At 60.4% G+C, this 19,656-nt stretch carries 14 protein-coding genes; 7 read left to right on the top strand and 7 right to left on the bottom strand.

Annotated elements, in window-relative coordinates; all coding sequences use genetic code 11:
• Positions 1-145 precede the first annotated feature (145 nt).
• From ntrC to glnA, 5 genes are all read right to left on the bottom strand, one after another.
• A complete protein-coding gene (gene ntrC / locus AC07YV_RS28350; protein ID WP_007952518.1) occupies positions 146-1,582 on the bottom strand; it encodes a nitrogen regulation protein NR(I) in 1,437 nt (478 codons plus the stop codon).
• Positions 1,579-2,664, bottom strand: coding sequence for a nitrogen regulation protein NR(II) (gene glnL, locus AC07YV_RS28345; protein WP_102702603.1), 1,086 nt, complete (start codon positions 2,662-2,664; stop codon positions 1,579-1,581). The genes ntrC and glnL overlap by 4 nt, the downstream gene beginning before the upstream one ends.
• A gap of 230 nt (positions 2,665-2,894) precedes the next feature.
• Positions 2,895-3,515, bottom strand: a complete 621-nt coding sequence (locus tag AC07YV_RS28340; protein WP_102702602.1) for a DUF4124 domain-containing protein — start codon at positions 3,513-3,515, stop codon at positions 2,895-2,897.
• Positions 3,512-4,024 (bottom strand): DUF4124 domain-containing protein, encoded by a 513-nt coding sequence (locus AC07YV_RS28335; RefSeq protein ID WP_102702601.1) that lies wholly within the window; start codon positions 4,022-4,024, stop codon positions 3,512-3,514. Before AC07YV_RS28335 ends, AC07YV_RS28340 begins: the two co-directional genes overlap by 4 nt.
• A 226-nt stretch (positions 4,025-4,250) precedes the next feature.
• Complete coding sequence (gene glnA, locus AC07YV_RS28330; RefSeq protein WP_007970634.1) at positions 4,251-5,657, bottom strand: glutamate--ammonia ligase; 1,407 nt, start codon at positions 5,655-5,657, stop codon at positions 4,251-4,253.
• 328 nt (positions 5,658-5,985) lie between these two features.
• Here glnA and thiI point away from each other — a divergent pair, with 328 nt between their 5' ends.
• Both thiI and typA read left to right on the top strand, forming a co-directional pair.
• Complete coding sequence (thiI, locus tag AC07YV_RS28325) at positions 5,986-7,440, top strand: tRNA uracil 4-sulfurtransferase ThiI (RefSeq protein WP_102702599.1); 1,455 nt, start codon at positions 5,986-5,988, stop codon at positions 7,438-7,440.
• A gap of 139 nt (positions 7,441-7,579) precedes the next feature.
• Positions 7,580-9,400: a translational GTPase TypA gene (typA, locus tag AC07YV_RS28320; protein ID WP_007970631.1), complete on the top strand. Its 1,821-nt coding sequence runs from the start codon at positions 7,580-7,582 to the stop codon at positions 9,398-9,400.
• 219 nt (positions 9,401-9,619) lie between these two features.
• Here typA and AC07YV_RS28315 read toward each other — a convergent pair whose 3' ends face one another.
• The gene (locus AC07YV_RS28315; protein WP_007970630.1) at positions 9,620-10,057 is read right to left on the bottom strand and encodes a YkgJ family cysteine cluster protein; all 438 of its coding nucleotides are present in this window, start codon (positions 10,055-10,057) and stop codon (positions 9,620-9,622) included.
• 255 nt (positions 10,058-10,312) lie between these two features.
• On the opposite strand from AC07YV_RS28315, the gene AC07YV_RS28310 reads away from it, so the two are divergent.
• The 5 genes from AC07YV_RS28310 (at position 10,313) to AC07YV_RS28290 (ending at position 19,382) form a co-directional block, all read left to right on the top strand.
• Positions 10,313-12,763, top strand: coding sequence for a glycogen/starch/alpha-glucan phosphorylase (locus AC07YV_RS28310; protein ID WP_102702598.1), 2,451 nt, complete (start codon positions 10,313-10,315; stop codon positions 12,761-12,763).
• A gap of 156 nt (positions 12,764-12,919) precedes the next feature.
• The gene (locus tag AC07YV_RS28305) at positions 12,920-16,123 is read left to right on the top strand and encodes a DUF2339 domain-containing protein (RefSeq protein ID WP_102702597.1); all 3,204 of its coding nucleotides are present in this window, start codon (positions 12,920-12,922) and stop codon (positions 16,121-16,123) included.
• Positions 16,120-17,493, top strand: a complete 1,374-nt coding sequence (locus tag AC07YV_RS28300; RefSeq protein WP_102702596.1) for a DUF3999 domain-containing protein — start codon at positions 16,120-16,122, stop codon at positions 17,491-17,493. The genes AC07YV_RS28305 and AC07YV_RS28300 overlap by 4 nt, the downstream gene beginning before the upstream one ends.
• A gap of 272 nt (positions 17,494-17,765) precedes the next feature.
• Positions 17,766-18,776: a class 1 fructose-bisphosphatase gene (locus AC07YV_RS28295; protein WP_015093094.1), complete on the top strand. Its 1,011-nt coding sequence runs from the start codon at positions 17,766-17,768 to the stop codon at positions 18,774-18,776.
• 3 nt (positions 18,777-18,779) lie between these two features.
• The gene (locus AC07YV_RS28290) at positions 18,780-19,382 is read left to right on the top strand and encodes a DUF924 family protein (protein WP_007975528.1); all 603 of its coding nucleotides are present in this window, start codon (positions 18,780-18,782) and stop codon (positions 19,380-19,382) included.
• 117 nt (positions 19,383-19,499) lie between these two features.
• Here the strand turns inward: AC07YV_RS28290 and AC07YV_RS28285 are convergent.
• On the bottom strand, positions 19,500-19,656 hold a 157-nt coding region (locus AC07YV_RS28285; protein WP_173900870.1), incomplete at its 5' end, for a hypothetical protein.

The raw sequence follows: 19,656 nt of genomic DNA, 5'->3' as shown, positions 1-19,656 counted from the left end.
GCTCCTACATTGATCGGGTACGCCTGTATCCCTGTAGGAGCTGCCGAAGGCTGCGATCTTTTGATTTTGTCGGGAACACAAAACCACTGTGGGAGCGAGCTTGCTCGCGATTGGGCCTAACGATCAGCGAATAACTAAAGGCTGTTTAACCCTCATCCCCCTCATCATCATCCCCGCCATCCACCTTCATCCCCAATTCCTTGATCTTGCGCGTCAGGGTATTACGCCCCCACCCCAGCAAAACGGCGGCATCGCGGCGGCGGCCGGCGGTGTGTTTGAGGGCGGTCTCGATCATGATCCGCTCGAAGGCCGGCACGGCGCTGTCGAGCAGGCTCGATTGACCACGGGCCAGCGCCTGGTCGGCCCATTGGCGCAGGGCTTGCTCCCAGTTGGTGACCGGTGCCGAATCCTGCGGCAGGCTCAGCAGCTCCGGCGGCAGGTCGCTGATGTGCACTTCGCGACCCGAAGCCATCACCGTGATCCAGCGGCAGGTGTTCTCCAGTTGGCGCACGTTGCCCGGCCACGGCAGGTTCTTGAGGTATTCCTCGGTTTCGCTTTTCAGCAACTTCGGCTCGACTGCCAGCTCCTGGGCTGCGCGGCTGAGGAAGTGCTTGGCCAGGGTCGGGATGTCTTCGCGACGATCCGACAAGCGCGGGATATGGATGCGGATCACGTTGAGGCGATGGAACAAGTCCTCGCGGAATTTCCCGGCATGCACCAGGGTTTCCAGGTTCTGGTGAGTCGCAGCGATGATGCGCACATCGACCTTCACCGGCACATGGCCGCCGACGCGGTAGAACTCGCCATCGGCCAGCACTCGCAGCAAGCGGGTCTGGGTGTCGGCGGGCATGTCGCCGATTTCATCGAGGAACAGCGTGCCGCCGTCCGCCTGTTCAAAACGCCCGCGACGCAGGTTGGCTGCGCCGGTGAACGCGCCTTTCTCGTGGCCGAACAGTTCGGATTCCATCAGGTCCTTGGGGATCGCCGCCATGTTCAACGCGATGAACGGCGAAGCGGCGCGCGGGCTGTGACGGTGCAGGGCGTGGGCCACCAGCTCTTTACCGGTACCGGATTCGCCATTGATCAGCACGGTGATGTTGGAGTGGCTCAGTCGACCAATGGCGCGAAACACCTCCTGCATCGCAGGCGCCTCGCCGATGATTTCCGGGGTGCGGGTCAGTGTCGGGGCGACTTCCAGGCCTTGCTGCTCCTGGGCGTGCTGGTTGGCGCGCTTGACCAGGGAAACCGCTTCGTCGACATCGAACGGCTTGGGCAGGTATTCGAAGGCGCCGCCCTGATAGGACGCGACAGCGCTGTCCAGATCGGAGTGAGCGGTCATGATGATGACCGGCAGCCGTGGATGCTGTTCGCGAATCCGTGCCAGAAGGTCCAGGCCGCTGGCGCCGGGCATGCGGATGTCGGAAATGATCACGTCCGGTTGTTGGCGCGCCAGGCGGCTCATCACGCCATCGGCGCTGTCGAAGCTTTGCGTGGTCATGCCTTCCTGTTGCAAGGCTTTTTCCAGGACCCAACGGATAGAACGGTCGTCATCGACGATCCACACGGTTTCACTACGGCTCATGTCGATGGGGCTCCTTGTTCCAGTGGCAGAAAGATCGAGAAGGTGGTGTGGCCGGGGTGGCTGTCACATTCGATCAGGCCCTGGTGCTGGCTGATGATGTTCTGGGTAATGGCCAGGCCGAGCCCGGTACCGTCCGGGCGTCCGCTGACCATGGGAAAGAAGATGGTTTCCTGAAGTTCCGCAGGGATGCCTGGACCGTTGTCGATGATCTCGATCTTGGTCACCAGGCGATGGCGCACATGGCCGATGGTGAATTGGCGCATGGTACGGCTGCGCAGGCTGATTCGGCCCAGGCGCAGCTCGTTCTGGCTGCTGATGGCCTGCATCGCGTTGCGCACGATGTTCAGTACGGCCTGAATCATCTGTTCGCGGTCGATCAATACGTCGGGAATGCTTGGGTCGTAGTCGCGCACCAGCGTGATGCAACCCTGGCTTTCGGCTTCCACCAGTTGGCAGACGCGCTCCAGCACTTCGTGGACATTGCACAGGGCCAGTGACGGCAGCTTGTTGGAGCCGAGCATGCGATCGACCAGGTTACGCAGGCGGTCGGCTTCTTCGATGATGACGTTGGTGTAGTCGCGCAGGCTTTCTTCCGGCAGTTCCCGGGCCAGCAATTGCGCCGCGCCACGAATCCCGCCCAAGGGGTTCTTGATTTCATGGGCGAGCCCGCGCACCAGCATCTTGCTGGTCTCCTGCTTGGAAAGCTGTGCTTCTTCCTTGGTGATCCGCAGCAAGCGGTCGCGAGGGTGGACTTCAAGCAGCAGCAGCGTGACGCCATTGCTCAGAATCGGCGTTACCGCGTAGTCGACGGTCAGGGTCTGGCCGGTCAGGGCGGTCAGCATGGCTTCGCGCTTGGTGAACGGGTGGGCCTGTTCGACAGCCTGGCGCAAGGAGTTCAGCGCTTCGGTCGATTCGGTAAACAACTCGCTGATGAACTGTCCATGGCTGCGCTGGCCGCTGATGGCCAGCAGCATCTCCGCCGCCGGGTTCATGTACTCGAGGCGCAGTTCGGCATCGAGCAGAATGGTGGCGGTGGTGAGGTTGTCGAGTAGCAAACGGTGGAGTGCGTCGCTAATGGTCATCGGGACCTCTTTTGGGGCGGAGCATGCGCAAGAAACAAGTGTTGGTAATTAGAAGTTGCAAAAAGTAAACCAAGGCTCCGAAAAGAAGCGCCAAAGGCCTGAAACAGGCGTTTGACGCTCGCTTGCGTGGCGTTCTGCCGGCTTTCACGGGTAATTTCGAACCAAAATGGGTTGGAATGTGAGTACGGTGCAAGCAGTTGCACCAATATAGTGCGCAAACCTGAATGAGGTTAAAAAAGTCGCAGGAAAGGATTTTTTTCTTCGGCGGGTTTGTCGTTCGGCGGGCATTCCGGCCGCTGGCCGTAGTCATCGAGGGTGCAGGGTTTGATCTTGCGCTTCTGGGCGAGAGACGTGCGCTGCATATGGAAGGGTTGGCTGGCGGTGCGTTCGATGATGCGTCCCTGTTCATCGAGGATTTCCACGGACAGGGTATGACTGCCGCGATCGATGTTGCTCAGCGGGAACACCGGACTCGGGCCGGGTTCAGCGGTGGGCTGGCCGTCGAGCAGCAACCGGTAGCGATGACCGGGTTGCAGGGCAGGTTCGTTGGTGACGCTGACGATGACTTCACCGGCGTTGCTGCGGATGGTCGCGTCGGGTTCCGGAACCAGGATGCGCAACAGGTCATAGTGGAACGGCGCTTGTACTTCGGGACTGGCTTCTGCATTCGACGGCGCTGCACGGGTGGGTTTGGCCGCCATTCGATTGCTATTTACCTGCGGTACACGCGTGGCGTTGCCGGGTTTGGGCTGGTCGGTGAAAACCCGATTGCCTTGGGGGTCAAGGTAAGTAAAAACCTGCGCCGACGTGGGCAGCGCAATGAAGCAGGCGATCAGTAGCCAGGCCTTCAAGGCGTGTGCACTCGTTGCACGGTGACGGTTGCGGTGGGGCTCTGCTGCACAACGTTATCGCCATCGATCACCTGCACGGCGAGGCGATGCTCGCCGCGATCGATGTTCACCAGTTGCAGGATCGGCACGTTGGCTGGCTGGCCGTAGGGCTGGCCGTCCAGCAGCAGGCGCATCAGGTGGGGGCCTTGCAGGCGTGGCTTGATCAGTACGTTTATCGTGAAGGTGCCATTGTTGACGCGCAGTGCTTCGGTATTGGGCAGGCCCGTCAGCTCCAGCACTTCATAGGGCTTTTGGGACTGCTCATTCGGGGCGGCTTCAGTAACAGGCGCGGCTTCGCCAGGCTGGCGCTCAATGCTGTTGAGGGGCGGCAAGTGGACCGGTTGGGCGCTGGTGCCGTCAGGCGGTTGATTGCTGTACGCAGTGGCGCCGTTGGCGTCTGTGTATTTGTAGATCTGCGCCATAGTGGGCAGGGCGATCAGCAGCAGGATGAACAGAAAACCACGACCCATGGAATCGACCGGAAGCGAAAGCGTTGGATTGCAGCATAGGTCAGGGGAGGTGGTTGTCCCAAGTAAAACAGGATCAAAAGATCGCAGCCTTCGGCAGCTCCTACAGGATGTACGCCAATCCCATGTAGGAGCTGCCGAAGGCTGCGATCTTTTGACTTTCGGCACAAAAAAGGCCTCCCGAAGGAGGCCTCTTTTTTGTCACGCCGCGTGCCGCAGCGCTACCGGATCAGCAGCTGTAGTACAGCTCGTATTCCAGTGGGTGTACGAAGGTACGTACCTTGATTTCTTCTTCGCTTTTCAGGGCGATGTAAGCGTCGATGAAGTCATCGCTGAAAACGCCGCCTTTGGTCAGGAACGCACGACCTTTGTCCAGCTCTTCCAGGGCTTCCTTCAGGCTGCCGCAAACTTGTGGAATCTCTTTCGCCTCTTCAGGCGGCAGGTCGTACAGGTTTTTGTCAGCAGCGTCGCCAGGGTGGATCTTGTTCTGGATGCCGTCCAGGCCAGCCATCAGCAGTGCGGCGAAGCACAGGTAAGGGTTGGCAGCCGGATCCGGGAAGCGTGCTTCGATACGGCGGGCTTTCGGGCTCGACACGTAAGGAATGCGGATCGAAGCGGAACGGTTGCGAGCCGAGTAGGCCAGCATTACTGGTGCTTCGAAGCCTGGAACCAGACGCTTGTAGGAGTTGGTCGCCGGGTTGGTGAAGCCGTTCAGGGCCTTGCCGTGCTTGATGATGCCGCCGATGAAGTACAGGGCGGTGTCGGACAGGCCGGCATAGCCTTCGCCTGCGAAGGTGTTCTTGCCATCTTTCCAGATGGACATGTGCACGTGCATGCCCGAGCCGTTGTCGCCGTACAGTGGCTTAGGCATGAAGGTCGCGGTGCGGCCGTAGGCATCGGCAACGTTGTGCACGACGTACTTCAGGGTTTGGGTTTCGTCGGCTTTCTTCACCAGGGTGTTGAACTTGACGCCGATTTCGTTCTGGCCGGCAGTCGCCACTTCGTGGTGGTGAACTTCGACGGTCAGGCCCATTTCTTCCAGTGCGTTGCACATGGAGGTACGGATTTCGTGGTCGTGGTCGAACGGTGGAACCGGGAAGTAGCCGCCTTTGACGCCTGGACGGTGACCCTTGTTGCCGCCTTCGATGTCCTGGTCGGACATCCAGGAACCTTGTTCGGAGTAGATCTTGAACATGGAGCCGGAAATGTCGGACTTGAACTTCACCTGGTCAAAGATGAAGAACTCTGGCTCTGGACCTGCGAATACGGTGTCACCGATACCGGTGGCTTTCAGGTGCTCTTCGGCGCGCTTGGCGATCGCACGTGGGTCGCGGTCGTAGCCTTGCATGCTCGAAGGCTCGATGATGTCGCAGACCAGGATCAGGGTCGGTTCTTCGGTGAACGGATCGAGAACTGCGGTGGAGTCGTCCGGCATCAGGATCATGTCGGAGGCTTCGATGCCTTTCCAGCCAGCGATGGAGGAGCCGTCGAACATTTTGCCGACTTCGAAGAAGTCGTCATCCAGCGCATCGCGAGCCGGCATGGTCACGTGGTGCTGAGTGCCTTTGGTGTCCGTGAAGCGCAGATCAATCCATTTGACGTCATGATCTTTGATGAGTTGAACCGACTTCGACATAGTGTCCTCCGGGTGGCTTCGGGCTAGTAGTGGATGCCCTTAAATGTGGGTGATGCCGGCGCGAATACTCTGCCAAGGCAACCTGCCTCACAAGGGAGCAAATTGCATGCCAGTGCCCCAGCATGGGTTTTTTGCCCCAATTTCACGCCTATCAGGCGGAAAAGCACCATAAAGCTAAAAATACCGCCCTACAATGTGGCGTTCATTTCAATAAATGACCCGTTTTGGTGCGCGCAAAACCTTCTGCACATTAACTGGTTAAACCTTGAGCAATTTCCGCTATAATCCGCGCCCCCCTTTTTCGGCAGGCCCTGCGCGCGCTGTTTCCATGAAATTAATCGTAAAAGTCTTCCCCGAGATCACCATCAAGAGCCGCCCGGTACGGATGCGTTTCATCCGCCAATTGGCCAAGAACATCCGTGCCGTGCTCCGCGATCTGGACCCGGCTGTGGTGGTGAACGGCGTGTGGGACAACCTCGAGCTGGAAACCCGTGTCAGCGACCCCAAGGCCCTGAAGGAGATGGGCGAGCGCCTGAGCTGCATGCCGGGCGTCGCGCACTTCCTGCAAATCGACGAGTACCCGCTGGGTGATTTCGACGACATCGTTGAAAAGTGCAAGCAGCACTACGGCGATGCACTGGCCGGCAAGATTTTTTCGGTGCGTTGCAAGCGTGCCGGCAAGCACCCATTCAGCTCGATAGATGTCGAAAAATATGTCGGCAGTCAGTTGCGCCGTCAGTGTGGTGCCGCCGGGATCGACCTGAAAAAGCCTGAAATCGAAGTCCGCATCGAAGTTCGCGACCAACGGTTGTTCGTGATCCACAGCCAGCACAACGGCATCGGCGGATATCCGCTGGGCGCCTTGGAGCAGACGCTGGTGCTGATGTCCGGTGGCTTCGATTCCACCGTGGCGGCCTACCAGATCATGCGCCGCGGCCTGATGGCGCATTTCTGCTTCTTCAACCTGGGCGGACGTGCCCACGAACTGGGCGTCATGGAAGTCGCGCATTTCATCTGGAAGAAGTACGGCAGCTCCCAACGCGTGTTATTTGTCAGTGTGCCATTCGAGGAAGTGCTGGGCGAAATTCTCGGCAAAGTCGATAACAGTCATATGGGCGTAGTATTGAAGCGTATGATGTTGCGCGCTTCGTCCCAAATTGCCGATCGACTGCACATCGAGGCCCTCGTCACCGGTGAGGCGATTTCCCAGGTGTCGAGCCAGACGCTGCCGAACCTGTCAGTGATCGATTGCGTGACCGACAAATTGGTCTTGCGCCCGCTGATCGCCAGCCACAAGCAAGACATCATCGACACGGCCAACGAGATCGGCACCGCCGATTTCGCCCGGCACATGCCGGAGTACTGCGGGGTCATTTCGGTCAATCCGAAGACCGCCGCCAAGCGCTACCGTGTCGAGCACGAAGAGAAAGAATTCGATATGGCGGTGCTCGAGCGTGCGCTCGAAAACGCCAAGCTGGTGCCGATCGATCGCGTGATCGACGAATTGGGCCAGGACTTGCAGATTGAAGAAGTCAGCGAAGCGCTGGCCGGTCAGATCGTCATCGACATCCGTCACCCGGATGCCGCTGAAGACGACCCGCTGGAACTCGCTGGCATCGAGGTACAAACGATGCCGTTTTATGCAGTGAACGCTCGTTTCAAGGAACTGGACCCTACTCGCCAGTACCTGCTGTATTGCGACAAAGGCGTGATGAGTCGCCTGCATGCCCACCATTTGCTCAGTGAGGGGCATGCCAATGTGCGCGTTTATCGACCGAGCTAAGTGCCCGGGGCTGTTTGCCTGTGGCCTGCGTCACCGGCCCCCCGACGCCACCGTCAAGCTGTAACGGCTTTCACGGACGCTACTGTTAATCGCTGCCAAGACTTGTCAGCACACCGAATCCTCTGATCGAGATACACAAGTGATCGAAAATCTACGCAACATCGCCATCATTGCCCACGTTGACCATGGTAAAACCACCCTGGTAGACAAACTCCTGCGTCAATCCGGCACCCTGGAGCGCAACGAGCTCAACGACGAGCGCGTGATGGACTCCAACGACCAGGAAAAAGAGCGCGGTATTACCATTCTGGCGAAAAACACCGCCATCAACTGGAACGGCTACCACATCAACATCGTGGACACCCCGGGCCACGCCGACTTCGGCGGCGAAGTTGAACGCGTAATGTCGATGGTCGACTCCGTTCTGCTGCTGGTTGACGCTCAAGACGGCCCTATGCCGCAAACCCGTTTCGTGACCAAGAAGGCTTTCGAAGCCGGCCTGCGTCCAATCGTGTGCATCAACAAGGTTGACCGTCCAGGCGCGCGTCCGGACTGGGTTCTGGACCAGATCTTCGACCTGTTCGACAACCTGGGCGCCACCGAAGAACAGCTGGACTTCAAAGTCGTCTACGCCTCGGCCCTGAACGGTATTGCCGGTCTGGACCACACCGAAATGGCTGAAGACATGACCCCGCTGTACCAGTCGATCGTCGACAACGTACCGGCGCCGAAAGTCGACCGTGACGGTCCGTTCCAGATGCAGATCTCCGCACTGGACTACAACAGCTTCCTGGGTGTTATCGGCGTTGGCCGTATCGCTCGCGGTCGCGTCAAGCCGAACACTCCGGTTGTGGCTATCGGCGCCGACGGCAAGAAGCGTAACGGTCGTATCCTGAAGCTGATGGGTCACCACGGTCTGCACCGTGTAGACGTTGAAGAAGCTGCTGCAGGCGACATCGTGTGCATCAGCGGTATGGACTCGCTGTTCATCTCCGACACCCTGTGCCACCCGGACACCGTTGAAGCGATGAAGCCGTTGACCGTCGACGAGCCAACCGTTTCCATGACCTTCCAGGTAAACGACTCGCCATTCTGCGGTAAAGAAGGCAAGTTCGTGACTTCCCGTAACATCAAGGAACGTCTGGACAAAGAGCTGCTGTACAACGTTGCACTGCGCGTTGAAGAAGGCGACTCGGCTGACAAGTTCAAGGTTTCCGGCCGTGGCGAACTGCACCTCTCGGTACTGATCGAAACCATGCGTCGCGAAGGCTTCGAAATGGCTGTAGGCCGTCCGGAAGTGATCATCCGTCTGGTTGACGGCGTGAAGCACGAACCGTTCGAAAACGTCACCATCGACCTGCCGGAAGAATCCCAGGGCAAGGTGATGGAAGAGATGGGCCTGCGTAAGGGCGACCTGACCAACATGGTGCCGGATGGCAAGGGCCGTGTACGTCTGGAATACAACATCCCTGCTCGTGGTCTGATCGGTTTCCGTAACCAGTTCCTGACCCTGACCAACGGCGCTGGCATCCTGACCTCGATCTTCGACCGTTACGACGTGATGAAGTCCGGCGACATGTCCGGCCGTCAGAACGGCGTTCTGGTTTCGGTTGAAACCGGCAAGGCACTGACCTACTCCCTGGAAACCCTGCAGGCGCGTGGCAAGCTGTTCGTAGAACACGGTCAGGAAATCTACAACGGTCAGATCGTTGGTCTGAACAGCCGTGACAACGACCTGGGCGTCAACCCTACCAAGGGCAAGAAGCTCGACAACATGCGTGCTTCGGGTAAAGACGAAACCATCGCTCTGGTTCCACCTGTTCGCTTCACCCTGGAACAGGCTCTGGAATTCATCCAGGACGACGAGCTGTGTGAAGTGACGCCTAAGTCCATCCGTCTTCGCAAGAAGATCCTGGACGAAAGCGAGCGTACCCGCGCTGCCAAGAAAGCCAAGGCATAAGATTTAGCCCCGGCTGAACGAAAACGCCCCCGGTCGAAAGGCCGGGGGCGTTTTTGTTTGTCTGCGGTTTGTGCGGTGTTTGTGCCGGCCTCATCGCGAGCAAGCTCGCTCCCACAGGGGTTCTGTGGTGTTCACACAACTTGTGGTTCACCTCGAACACTGTGGGAGCGAGCTTGCTCGCGATGGCGGCCGATCAACCGCCACTGGTTTCAGGAAATATCAGAACCGCTCGATACTGCGCGAATTCCGCTCGCGCTCCACTTCCTTCGGCTTGTACGCGCAATATCCTGGCCGCGGGCCGATTTTCGGGTGGTTGCGGCAAGTATCCGGGCGCTTATCATAAATAGTGCACAGACGGCTCTTACGATCCAGATACAGGCAATCGTTGTTGCTCATGCGCTGGAGGGTAAAGATTCCTGACTTCTGGTTGAAACGCTCGACCAGACCTTCCTTTTGCAGGCGTTTGGCGATGTTCTTCGGCGGATCGCCCAGCTCGAACTCATCGACCACGCCGATGCGGATCAGGTCCTTGATCTTGACCTCGACAGGCAGGGTGCAGCAGCTGGACATGCACGAGCCGCACATCGGGGCAGAGTACTTGGCCCAGGTATCGAGGCGGTCGATCTCTGCGGCAGCGATCAGGTTCGGCTTCATCATCGTTTGTTACCAGCGTGTGCATCAGGGCGCGCGATCATACCGGGACTGGTGGATTTTTGAACAACCTTTCGCCAGATTTTTTCACTGTCGGCCAATAAACCGCTAATCCGGCACGGCCCCTGCATTGAATCAGGTACTCGACAATGTATTGCCGACCCGATTCGCACTTACAGGAAAAACTGCCGAACCAGAGCCTGTACCGCCTGTCAGACCGTCTAGGCTCAGACAACTCCAAGCTCGCTCGAGGTCCTATCGATGACTCAAGAACCACTTGTTCGCGAAGCAGAGGTGGCCGCATTCCGCGACGCCGTCTTGACCAAACTCACTTATGCAGTGGGTAAAGACCCGGATCACGCCTTCGACCATGACTGGTTCGAAGCCATTGCCCTGGCCGCGCGGGATCACATGGTCGAGCACTGGATGGACCACACGCGGCAGATCTACCGCAAAGGCCAGAAGCGCGTTTATTACCTTTCCCTCGAATTCCTCATCGGCCGGCTGCTGTTCGACAGCCTGAGCAACCTCGGCCTGCTCGACGTGGCGCGCGAAGCCCTGACCGAACTCGGCGTCGACCTTGAGCGCATCCGCCTGCTGGAACCTGATGCGGCCCTGGGCAACGGCGGCCTGGGGCGTCTGGCGGCGTGTTTCCTGGAAAGCATGTCGACCCTCGGCATCGCCGGTCATGGCTACGGCATCCGCTATGAACACGGGTTGTTCCGCCAGGCGATTGTCGACGGCTGGCAGCAGGAGCAGACCGAACACTGGCTGGATTTCGGCAACCCGTGGGAGTTCGAGCGGCCGGAAGTGGTCTACACCATTGGTTTCGGCGGCAGTGTCGAGACCCTGACCGACGACACCGGCAAATCCCGGCAAGTCTGGTCCCCGGCGGAAACCGTGCGGGCGATTGCCTACGACACGCCGGTGGTCGGCTGGCGCGGGGCGAGCGTCAACACGTTGCGACTGTGGCGCGCCCGGGCCATGGAAGATCTGCACCTGGAGCGTTTCAACGCCGGTGACCACCTGGGCGCCGTGGCCGAAGTGGCCCGGGCCGAAAGCATCTCCCGGGTGCTGTACCCGGCGGACAGCACCGAGGCCGGCCAGGAGTTGCGCCTGCGCCAGGAGTACTTCTTCGTCGCCGCCTCGTTGCAGGATCTGTTGCGCCGCCATCGCAACATGCACACTTCGGTGCTGACCCTGGGCGATCACGCCTCGATCCAGCTCAACGACACGCACCCCTCGATTGCCGTGGCTGAACTGATGCGGCAACTGGTCGACGTCTATGACGTGGCGTGGGATGCGGCGTGGCAGGTCACCGTCGATACGCTCTCCTACACCAACCACACCTTGTTGCCCGAAGCGCTGGAAACCTGGCCGGTCGGCTTGATGGAGCGCATGTTGCCGCGGCACATGCAGATCATTTACCTGATCAACGCCCACCACATCGACTCCCTGCGGGCCAAAGGCATCCACGACTTCGACGTGCTGCGCGCGGTGTCGCTGATCGAGGAAGACAATGGACGCCGGGTGCGCATGGGCAACCTGGCGTTTCTCGGCTCCCACAGCGTCAACGGCGTGTCCGGTTTGCACACGCAACTGATGCGCAAAACTGTGTTCTCCGAACTGCACAAGCTGTACCCGGAGCGAATCAACAACAAGACCAATGGCATTACCTTCCGCCGCTGGCTGTACCAGGCCAACCCCGAGCTGACCTCGATGCTGGTCGATGCCCTGGGCCCCGAGGTTTTGGACAACCCGGAAGAGCGTCTGCTAGCCCTCGAGCCGTTCGCCGAGAAAAGCGCGTTCCGCAAAGCGTTCGCCGAGCAACGCCTGCACAGCAAGAAAGCCCTGGCGTACCTGATTCATGAGCGCTTGGGCGTTGCGGTCAACCCGGCGGCGATGTTCGACGTGCAGGTCAAGCGCATCCATGAGTACAAACGCCAGTTGCTCAACCTGATGCACACCGTGGCGTTGTACCAGGCAATCCGCGCCGAACCTGAAATCGACTGGGTGCCACGGGTGAAGATATTCGCCGGCAAGGCTGCCGCGAGTTATCACCAGGCCAAACTGATCATAAAACTGACCAATGACATCGCCCGGGTGGTGAACAACGACCCGACCGTGCGCGGCTTGCTCAAAGTGGTGTTCCTGCCCAACTACAACGTCAGCCTGGCGGAGAGCATCATTCCGGCGGCGGATTTGTCTGAGCAGATTTCCACCGCCGGTTTCGAAGCCTCAGGCACCAGCAACATGAAGTTCGGCCTGAACGGCGCGCTGACCATCGGCACCCTGGACGGGGCCAACGTGGAAATGTGCGACCGCATTGGTGCCGAGCATATGTTCATCTTCGGCCTCAGCGCGCAGCAGGTGGAGGCGCGCAAGCAGAACCATGAGTTCAGCGCCGTACCGGACATCGCCGCGTCCCATCGCCTGAACGATGTGCTGCAAGCGATTCGTGGGGGGGTGTTCTCGCCGGATGATCCGTCCCGTTACACCGGGTTGATCGATTCGCTGGTGGATTACGATCGCTTCCTGGTCTGCGCCGACTTCGATTCCTACTGGCATGCGCAGATGCGCGTCGAAGCCCATTGGCACGATTCGAAGGAGTGGTGGCGTTCAGCGGTGTTGAACACGGCGCGGATGGGCTGGTTCTCGTCGGACCGGACCATTCGCGAGTACGCCACGGAAATCTGGAAGGCGCTGGAGTAAGTCTTCAGGCAGGTGGATATACTGGCGCGCCGGAAAAGATCGCAGCCTTCGGCAGTTCCTACACCCATCCTGTAGGAGCTGCCAAAGGCTGCGATCTTTATGGATACGGCTGAGCTAATCTTTCCGGATTGGCCAATGCGCTTAGGGATATCGACCATGCAATGGATGTTCATGCTGATAGGGCTGGTGCTCGGCTGGATACTCGACGAGTCATTCAGCGATGCGCTGCTGGGCGCATTACTCGGATTGGGTATCGGCCAGGCCCTTCGCTTGGCGCGCATGGACTCGCAGGCCGTCGAGCAGCGGCGTTTGCTGGAGCAGGCGCAGGCAGCCCTGCAAGCGGTCGAGCAACGGCTGACGCTGCTCGAAGCATCGGGCGGCAAGGCGCCGGAAACCCGCGAACCGCTTGTCTCACCTGAAACCTTCCTTGATGAAGCCCCTGCCGCAGCCACGGAATTGATCTGGGAACTGCCGCCCGAACTCGAGCCAATCCAGGCAGCGGCCAGCGAAATCAGGCGTCCGGCCGCCGATGCCTGGAAGCCAGAACCGACCGCTCGCGAAGCACAATCGCCTGGCTCCCCGCGTGGCCCTAATCTCATCGACCGTGCCATCAGTCGCGCCCGCGCCTGGTTGTTCGGCGGCAATACCGTGTTGCGCGTCGGCGTGGTGCTGCTGTTCCTCGGCCTGGCCTTTCTGCTGCGCTATGCCACTGAAGGCGTGGTGGTGCCGGTTGAGTTGCGCTACGCAGGCGTGGCTGCCACAGCACTGGGGCTGCTCGGGCTGGGTTGGTGGTTGAGGGCCCGCAACAGCAGTTACGCGTTGATCCTGCAGGGTGCCGGGATCGCCGTGATGTACCTGACGGTGTTTGCCGCGATGCGCCTGCATCCGTTGCTCGATCCCTCGGCGGGGTTTGGCTTGCTGGTGGCGGTAACGGTCTGTTCGGCGATTCTCGCCATTGCCCAGGATTCCCTGGGGCTGGCCGCCGCGGCCGCCCTTGGCGGATTCGCCGCGCCCCTCCTGGCCTCCACCGGCGCCGGCAGCCATGTCGCGCTGTTCAGCTACTTTACCCTGCTCAACGCCGGCATCTTCGCCATCGCCTGGTTCAAGGCCTGGCGTCTGTTGAATGTCATCGGCTTCACCGGCACTTTCGGCATCGGATTCGCCTGGGGCCTGCGCTCCTACTCGCCGGAGCTGTTGTGGAGCACCGAGCCGTTTCTGATTTTGTTTTTCCTGATGTACGTGGCCATTGGTCTGCTGTTCGCCCGGCGCAGATTGATGGATATGGGCGATACACCCGCAGACGGCAGTCGCGAAGCACTGCTGCGCTGGTCGGCGCGCAAGGGTGACTACGTCGACGGCACGCTGCTGTTCGGCCCGCCACTGGCGGGTTTCGGCTTGCAGTTCGCTCTGGTGCAGCATCTGGAATTCGCTGCTGCATTCAGTGCCTTGGCAATGGGCATGATTTACATGGGGCTTGCCCGTTGGCTGATGGCCGGGCGTACGCTGTTGTTGGGCGAAACCTGCCTGGCCCTGGGCGTGATCTTCGCCAGCCTGGCGATACCGCTGGGGCTCGATGCGCGCTGGACGACGGCCGCATGGGCGGTGGAAGGCGCGGGGATCTTCTGGCTCGGTCTGCGCCAACAAAGGCCACTGGGCCGGGCCTTTGCCTTGCTGCTGCAATTGGGGGCGGCGCTGGCGTTTCTCAGCGAGCTGCACGACAGCGAGAGCAGCCTGCTCGGCGGCGTACCGCTAGGTGCGCTGTTACTGGGCGTCGCGCTGCTGTTCAGCTTCTACCAATTGCGTAAAGCCTTGCCGCAGCAGATCAGGCCATGGGAGCTCAATGGTCTGCCGGTATTGGCTTGTCTCGGGCTGGCGTTTCTCTATTTGCTGGCACCCTTGTTTTTCTTCAGCCACGGCACGGTGATCAGTTGGGCCTTGGCCGGGGCGCTTACGCTGTTTGTTGGTATGCACCTGCAATCGCGCACGTTCGTGTTCACCGCGCTCGCTGTGCAATTGTTGGGTGGCGCGCTGTTCCTGACGGCAGGGCCGCAGTTCAGTGACGGTCTGAAGCCCCTGGCCCATGGCGGTTTCTGGGCGCCGCTGGTGCTGGGGCTGGCCGCGATGGTCGGGGCCTGGCGTTTGCAGATCGGTCATTCGCTCACCGCGTTCAAAGGGCTGAGTCTGTTGCGCTTGTCCCAGGCGTTGCTGGTGTGGGGCGCGGGTTGGTGGGCGCTGGCCTGGGTCATCGAAGTGCTGCATTTTGCGCCGCAGTCGATGCAGGCGACTTTGTTGTTGGGCATCGCTGCCGTGAGTGTTGTGCTGTGGACGGTATTGGCGCTGCGCCTGAAATGGCCGTCACTGGGGGGACTCGGCACGGTGTTGATTCCCGCTGCGGCGCTGGTGCTGCTCGCGGCCTGGCACTCGCGTTATCACCCGGCGGCCAACTTCGGCTGGCTGGCGTGGGCCGCCGTGTTCGTCGTGCATTTCATGTCCCTGCGACGCCTGGTGCCCATGCTGCCAGCGCCCGTGCTGAGCGTCGCCCATGTGCTCGGCTGCTGGCTGTTGATGGGCGTGCTGGCGCTGGAACTGCGTTACGCCTTGCTGGTGTTGTCCGAGCAATACAACGCCTGGCGCTGGTTGGGCTGGGCGATTCTGCCAAGCCTGTATCTGGTGTTGATGGCAGCGCCTCGCGCATGGCCTTGGCCGGTGTCGGCCTATCCTCGGGAGTACCGCGTGTACGCCGCTGCGCCGCTGGCCTTGCTGATGCTCGGCTGGTTCTGGCTGGCAAATATCGCCAGTGAGGGCAACGCCGAGCCACTGCCTTACGTGCCATTGATCAACCCGCTGGAGCTGGGCCTGTTGTTTGCGTTGTTCGGCGTCTATGTCTGGTCGCGCAGCGCCATGCCCCAACTGGATGTCCGCAAGGAGTACGCCGCCATTGCCACGCAAGGGGTCGCAGGTGCCTCGTTGTTCGTGTTCTTTACGGCCTTGGTGATGCGCACGATGCACCATTGGAGCGCGGTGCCGTTCGAGCTGGATCTGTTGCTGGAGTCGATGCGAGTACAGGCCGGCCTGTCCATTGTCTGGACCTTGATGGCCCTGAGCCTGATGATCGGCGGCCATTTGCGTCGCCGTCGCGAAGTCTGGCTGATCGGTGCGGCCTTGATTGGCGTGGTCGTGGCCAAGCTGTTTTTTGTCGAATTGAGCAATCGCGGCGGGCTGGCGCGGATCGTGTCGTTTATTGGTGTTGGCGTGTTGCTGCTGGTGGTGGGGTATTTCGCTCCGCTACCGCCCAAACGTGCCGAAGCCGTGCCGGATAGCGGGAAACCGGTCCCGGAATCACAAGGAGTGTCGTCTTGAGTCAGAAGCTGAACCTGGGTTGGCTGGGCATTGTTGCCATGGGTGTGGTGTTGTCGGCGGTTGCCCAGGAAAAACCGGCGGACTTCACCACCCAAGTGCCTTTGTCGGTAACGGGCGAAGGACCTTGGTATCGCCTTGAACTGCCCCTGAGCGTACAACTGAATGCACGGCAGGCGGACCTGAGCGATGTGCGTGTATTCAACGCCGTAGGTGAAGTTCAGGCTTATGCCTTGGCCCGGGAGGCGGCGCGGAGCAATGAAACGCGTACCTTGACCGAGGTGAAATGGTTTCCGCTGTACAACTCGGTGGACGCCACTGAAACCGCGCCGAGTGTGCGGGTGCAATCGAGCACCAACGGCACCTTGGTCGAGGTGCAGCCCTCCAGTCAGTTGGAGGCGGGTGAGGAGGAGTTGCGCGGCTGGTTGCTGGACGCGTCCGCTATCAAGGCGCCATTGCAGCAATTGATTCTCGACTGGACCAGCGAACGCGACGGCTTCCAGCGTTTCACCGTCGAAGCCAGCGATGATCTGCAGCATTGGCAGTCCTGGGGCGAAGGGCAGGTGGCGCGCTTGACCTTTTCCGACGAGCGGGTCGAACAGCATGAGGTCAACCTGCCGGGCCAGTCGGCGCGTTACCTGCGGTTGCTGTGGATCACTCCGCATTCGGCGCCGACACTGACTTCGGCGCAACTGCAAAGCGCCAGTACCCGCAGCCTGCCGCTGCCGTTGGTCTGGTCCCAGGCGTTGACCGGCAGCAGCGTGAAGGCGGGTGAATACACCTGGCAGTTGCCGATGGGGCTGAATGTCGAGCGGGTGCAGGTCGAGTTGAGCCAGCCCAACAGCCTGGCGCCAGTGAGCCTGGCCGGCCGGCGCGACAGCAGCCTGCCATGGCAGCCGTTGGGCAGTGGTTTGCTCTATCGCCTGACGCAGAATGGTCAGGACGCGGTGCAAAACCAATTGCAGTTGTCTGGGCAAATCGTCCAGCAATTGAAATTGACCGTGGACGAACGTGGTGGCGGCCTGGGCGATCAGGCGCCGACGCTGAAGTTTGCCATGCGCGCCACGCAACTGGTGTTTCTGGCACGTGGGCCAGGGCCATACACGCTGATGGTGGGGAATGCCGCGGCGAAGGCGGCGAACTTGCCGCTGTCGACGCTGATTCCGGATTACAGCCCGCAGAAGCTGGCGACCCTGGGCCGGGCCCTGGTGGATGTCGGGGCGGTGGCGACGCAGCCGTCGGCTGGCGCCACGTCTGCGCCGGTCGACAGCCACTGGAAGAAATTCGGGTTGTGGGCGGTGTTGCTGCTCTGCGTGGTGTTTCTGGCGGCGATGGCGTTCAGTTTGCTGCGCAAGTCTACTGCCAAACCTTGATTGTGGGTGCTGCGCACCCAATCGCGAGCAAGCTCGCTCCCACAGGTATTGCGCTGTCCCTGTGGGAGCGAGCTTGCTCGCGATAGCGGTATATCAGTCAATAAAAATGCTGAGATGAGCGCTACTTTCCAGCTCACACCCCGCCCATTTCCATCTACGCTCAACCCCGCGCATGAACTCTCTTCGGCGGATCACGTCTGATAGGAGGAAATGCGCCCCGACTCGCGTTAAACTGCGCGGGTTTTTAGCCCCCCATTCCACCGGAGCCTTCCATGTCCCGCGTTACCTTGAGTCGCTATTTGATTGAGCAGACCCGCAGCAACAACACTCCTGCCGATCTGCGCTTCCTGATCGAAGTGGTGGCGCGTGCCTGCAAGGAGATCAACCACGCCGTGTCCAAAGGCGCCCTGGGTGGTGTACTGGGCAGCATGGGCACTGAAAACGTCCAGGGCGAAGTGCAGAAGAAGCTCGACGTGATCTCCAACGAAATCCTGCTCGAAGCCAACGAATGGGGCGGTCACCTGGCCGGCATGGCGTCCGAAGAAATGGACAACGCCTACCAGATCCCGGGCAAATACCCGAAAGGCGCGTACCTGCTGGTATTCGACCCGCTGGACGGTTCGTCGAACATCGACATCAACGCCCCGGTCGGCACTATCTTCTCGGTACTGCGTTGCCCGAACGAATACCTGAGCCAGAACGAACCTTTGAATGAAAAGGCCTTCCTGCAGCCAGGCACCCAGCAAGTGGCCGCCGGTTACGCGATCTACGGTCCACAGACCATGCTGATCCTGACCCTGGGCGACGGCGTGAAAGGCTTCACCCTGGACCGTGAAATGGGCAGCTTCGTACTGACCCACGAGAACATCACCATTCCTGAAGCCACCCAGGAATTTGCCATCAACGCGTCCAACCAGCGTCACTGGGAAGCACCGGTACAGCGCTACGTCGGCGAATTGCTGGCAGGCGATGAAGGTCCGCTGAAAAAGAACTACAACATGCGCTGGGTCGCCGCGATGGTAGCCGACGTGCACCGCATCCTGACCCGCGGCGGTCTGTTCATGTACCCACGTGACAGCCGCGAACCGTCCAAGCCGGGCAAGCTGCGCCTGATGTACGAAGCCAACCCGATGTCGTTCCTGGTGGAGCAGGCGGGCGGCGCGTCCACCGACGGCCACCAGCGCATCCTCGACATCCAGCCCGAAGGCCTGCACCAGCGTGTGGCGGTGTTCCTCGGTTCGAAAGAAGAAGTGGCCCGCGTCACGGCTTATCACAAGGAATAATCCATGACTGCGCCCTGGCAGCCGTTGCTTGATTGGTGGTTCGGAAGCTCCGGATCGGCGAGCGAAGTGGCGGCGCAGAAGGGCAGGTTGTGGTTCGGCAAGCGCGACAGCCAGGACCTCGAAGCGCGTGAGCGTTTCGGGGACTGGGTCGAGCAGGCACTGGCCGGCGGATTGACCGAGTGGATGCAACGTCCCGAAGGTTGGCTGGCCCTGGTGCTGTTGCTCGATCAACTCCCGCGAATGATCTTTCGCGATTCTCCCAAGGCTTTTTCCGGTGACATCAGGGCTCAGGCACTGGTGGCGCAAGGCATTGCCGCGGATTTCGACCGGCAGTTGCAGCCGATCCAGCGGGTGTTCATCTACCTGGTGTTCGAGCATAGCGAGAACCTGGCGGTGCAGAATGAAGGTGTCTCGCGCTATATCGAATTGGTGGCGCAGCAGCCGGAAAGCGATCGGGCACTGTTCAGCGATTACCTGGACTATGCCGAGCGGCATCAGCAAGTGATTGCGCAGTTTGGGCGGTTTCCGCATCGCAATGCGGTGTTGGGGAGGGCGTCTACGGCTGAGGAGTTGGCGTTTCTGTCGAAGCCTGGGTCGAGGTTCTAGATCTTCATGGCGGCTGATGCCGCCTTCGCGAGCAAGCCCGCTCCCACAGGGAACTTTGTCGCACTGGAGATCCAGTGTGGGAGCGGGCTTGCTCGCGAAGGGGCCGGTGAGTGCGCCTTAGATCCTGAAGCTTCCCACCAACTGCTTCAACCGCGCCGCCTGCTGCTCAAGATCGGCACACGCACGCAAGGTCGCCTGCAGGTTCTCCACGCCTTCCTGGTTCAACGTGTTGATCTCGGTGCTGTCGACGGTGATCGACTCCCCCACGGCGGTC

It is taken from the genome of Pseudomonas sp. GW456-E7 (assembly GCF_059424105.1).
Note: the sequence above shows the minus strand (reverse complement) of the source record. Positions and strands in the feature narration are given on the sequence as shown.

What these genes read in the sequence shown, in the direction of transcription:
- AC07YV_RS28290 (WP_007975528.1), top strand. Translation starts at nt 18,780, where the DNA reads ATGACTGCGCCCTGGCAGCCGTTGCTTGATTGGTGGTTCGGAAGCTCC.
- ntrC (WP_007952518.1), bottom strand. Translation starts at nt 1,582, where the DNA reads ATGAGCCGTAGTGAAACCGTGTGGATCGTCGATGACGACCGTTCTATC.
- thiI (WP_102702599.1), top strand. Translation starts at nt 5,986, where the DNA reads ATGAAATTAATCGTAAAAGTCTTCCCCGAGATCACCATCAAGAGCCGC.
- AC07YV_RS28335 (WP_102702601.1), bottom strand. Translation starts at nt 4,024, where the DNA reads ATGGGTCGTGGTTTTCTGTTCATCCTGCTGCTGATCGCCCTGCCCACT.
- glnA (WP_007970634.1), bottom strand. Translation starts at nt 5,657, where the DNA reads ATGTCGAAGTCGGTTCAACTCATCAAAGATCATGACGTCAAATGGATT.
- AC07YV_RS28305 (WP_102702597.1), top strand. Translation starts at nt 12,920, where the DNA reads ATGCAATGGATGTTCATGCTGATAGGGCTGGTGCTCGGCTGGATACTC.
- AC07YV_RS28310 (WP_102702598.1), top strand. Translation starts at nt 10,313, where the DNA reads ATGACTCAAGAACCACTTGTTCGCGAAGCAGAGGTGGCCGCATTCCGC.
- AC07YV_RS28315 (WP_007970630.1), bottom strand. Translation starts at nt 10,057, where the DNA reads ATGATGAAGCCGAACCTGATCGCTGCCGCAGAGATCGACCGCCTCGAT.
- AC07YV_RS28295 (WP_015093094.1), top strand. Translation starts at nt 17,766, where the DNA reads ATGTCCCGCGTTACCTTGAGTCGCTATTTGATTGAGCAGACCCGCAGC.
- glnL (WP_102702603.1), bottom strand. Translation starts at nt 2,664, where the DNA reads ATGACCATTAGCGACGCACTCCACCGTTTGCTACTCGACAACCTCACC.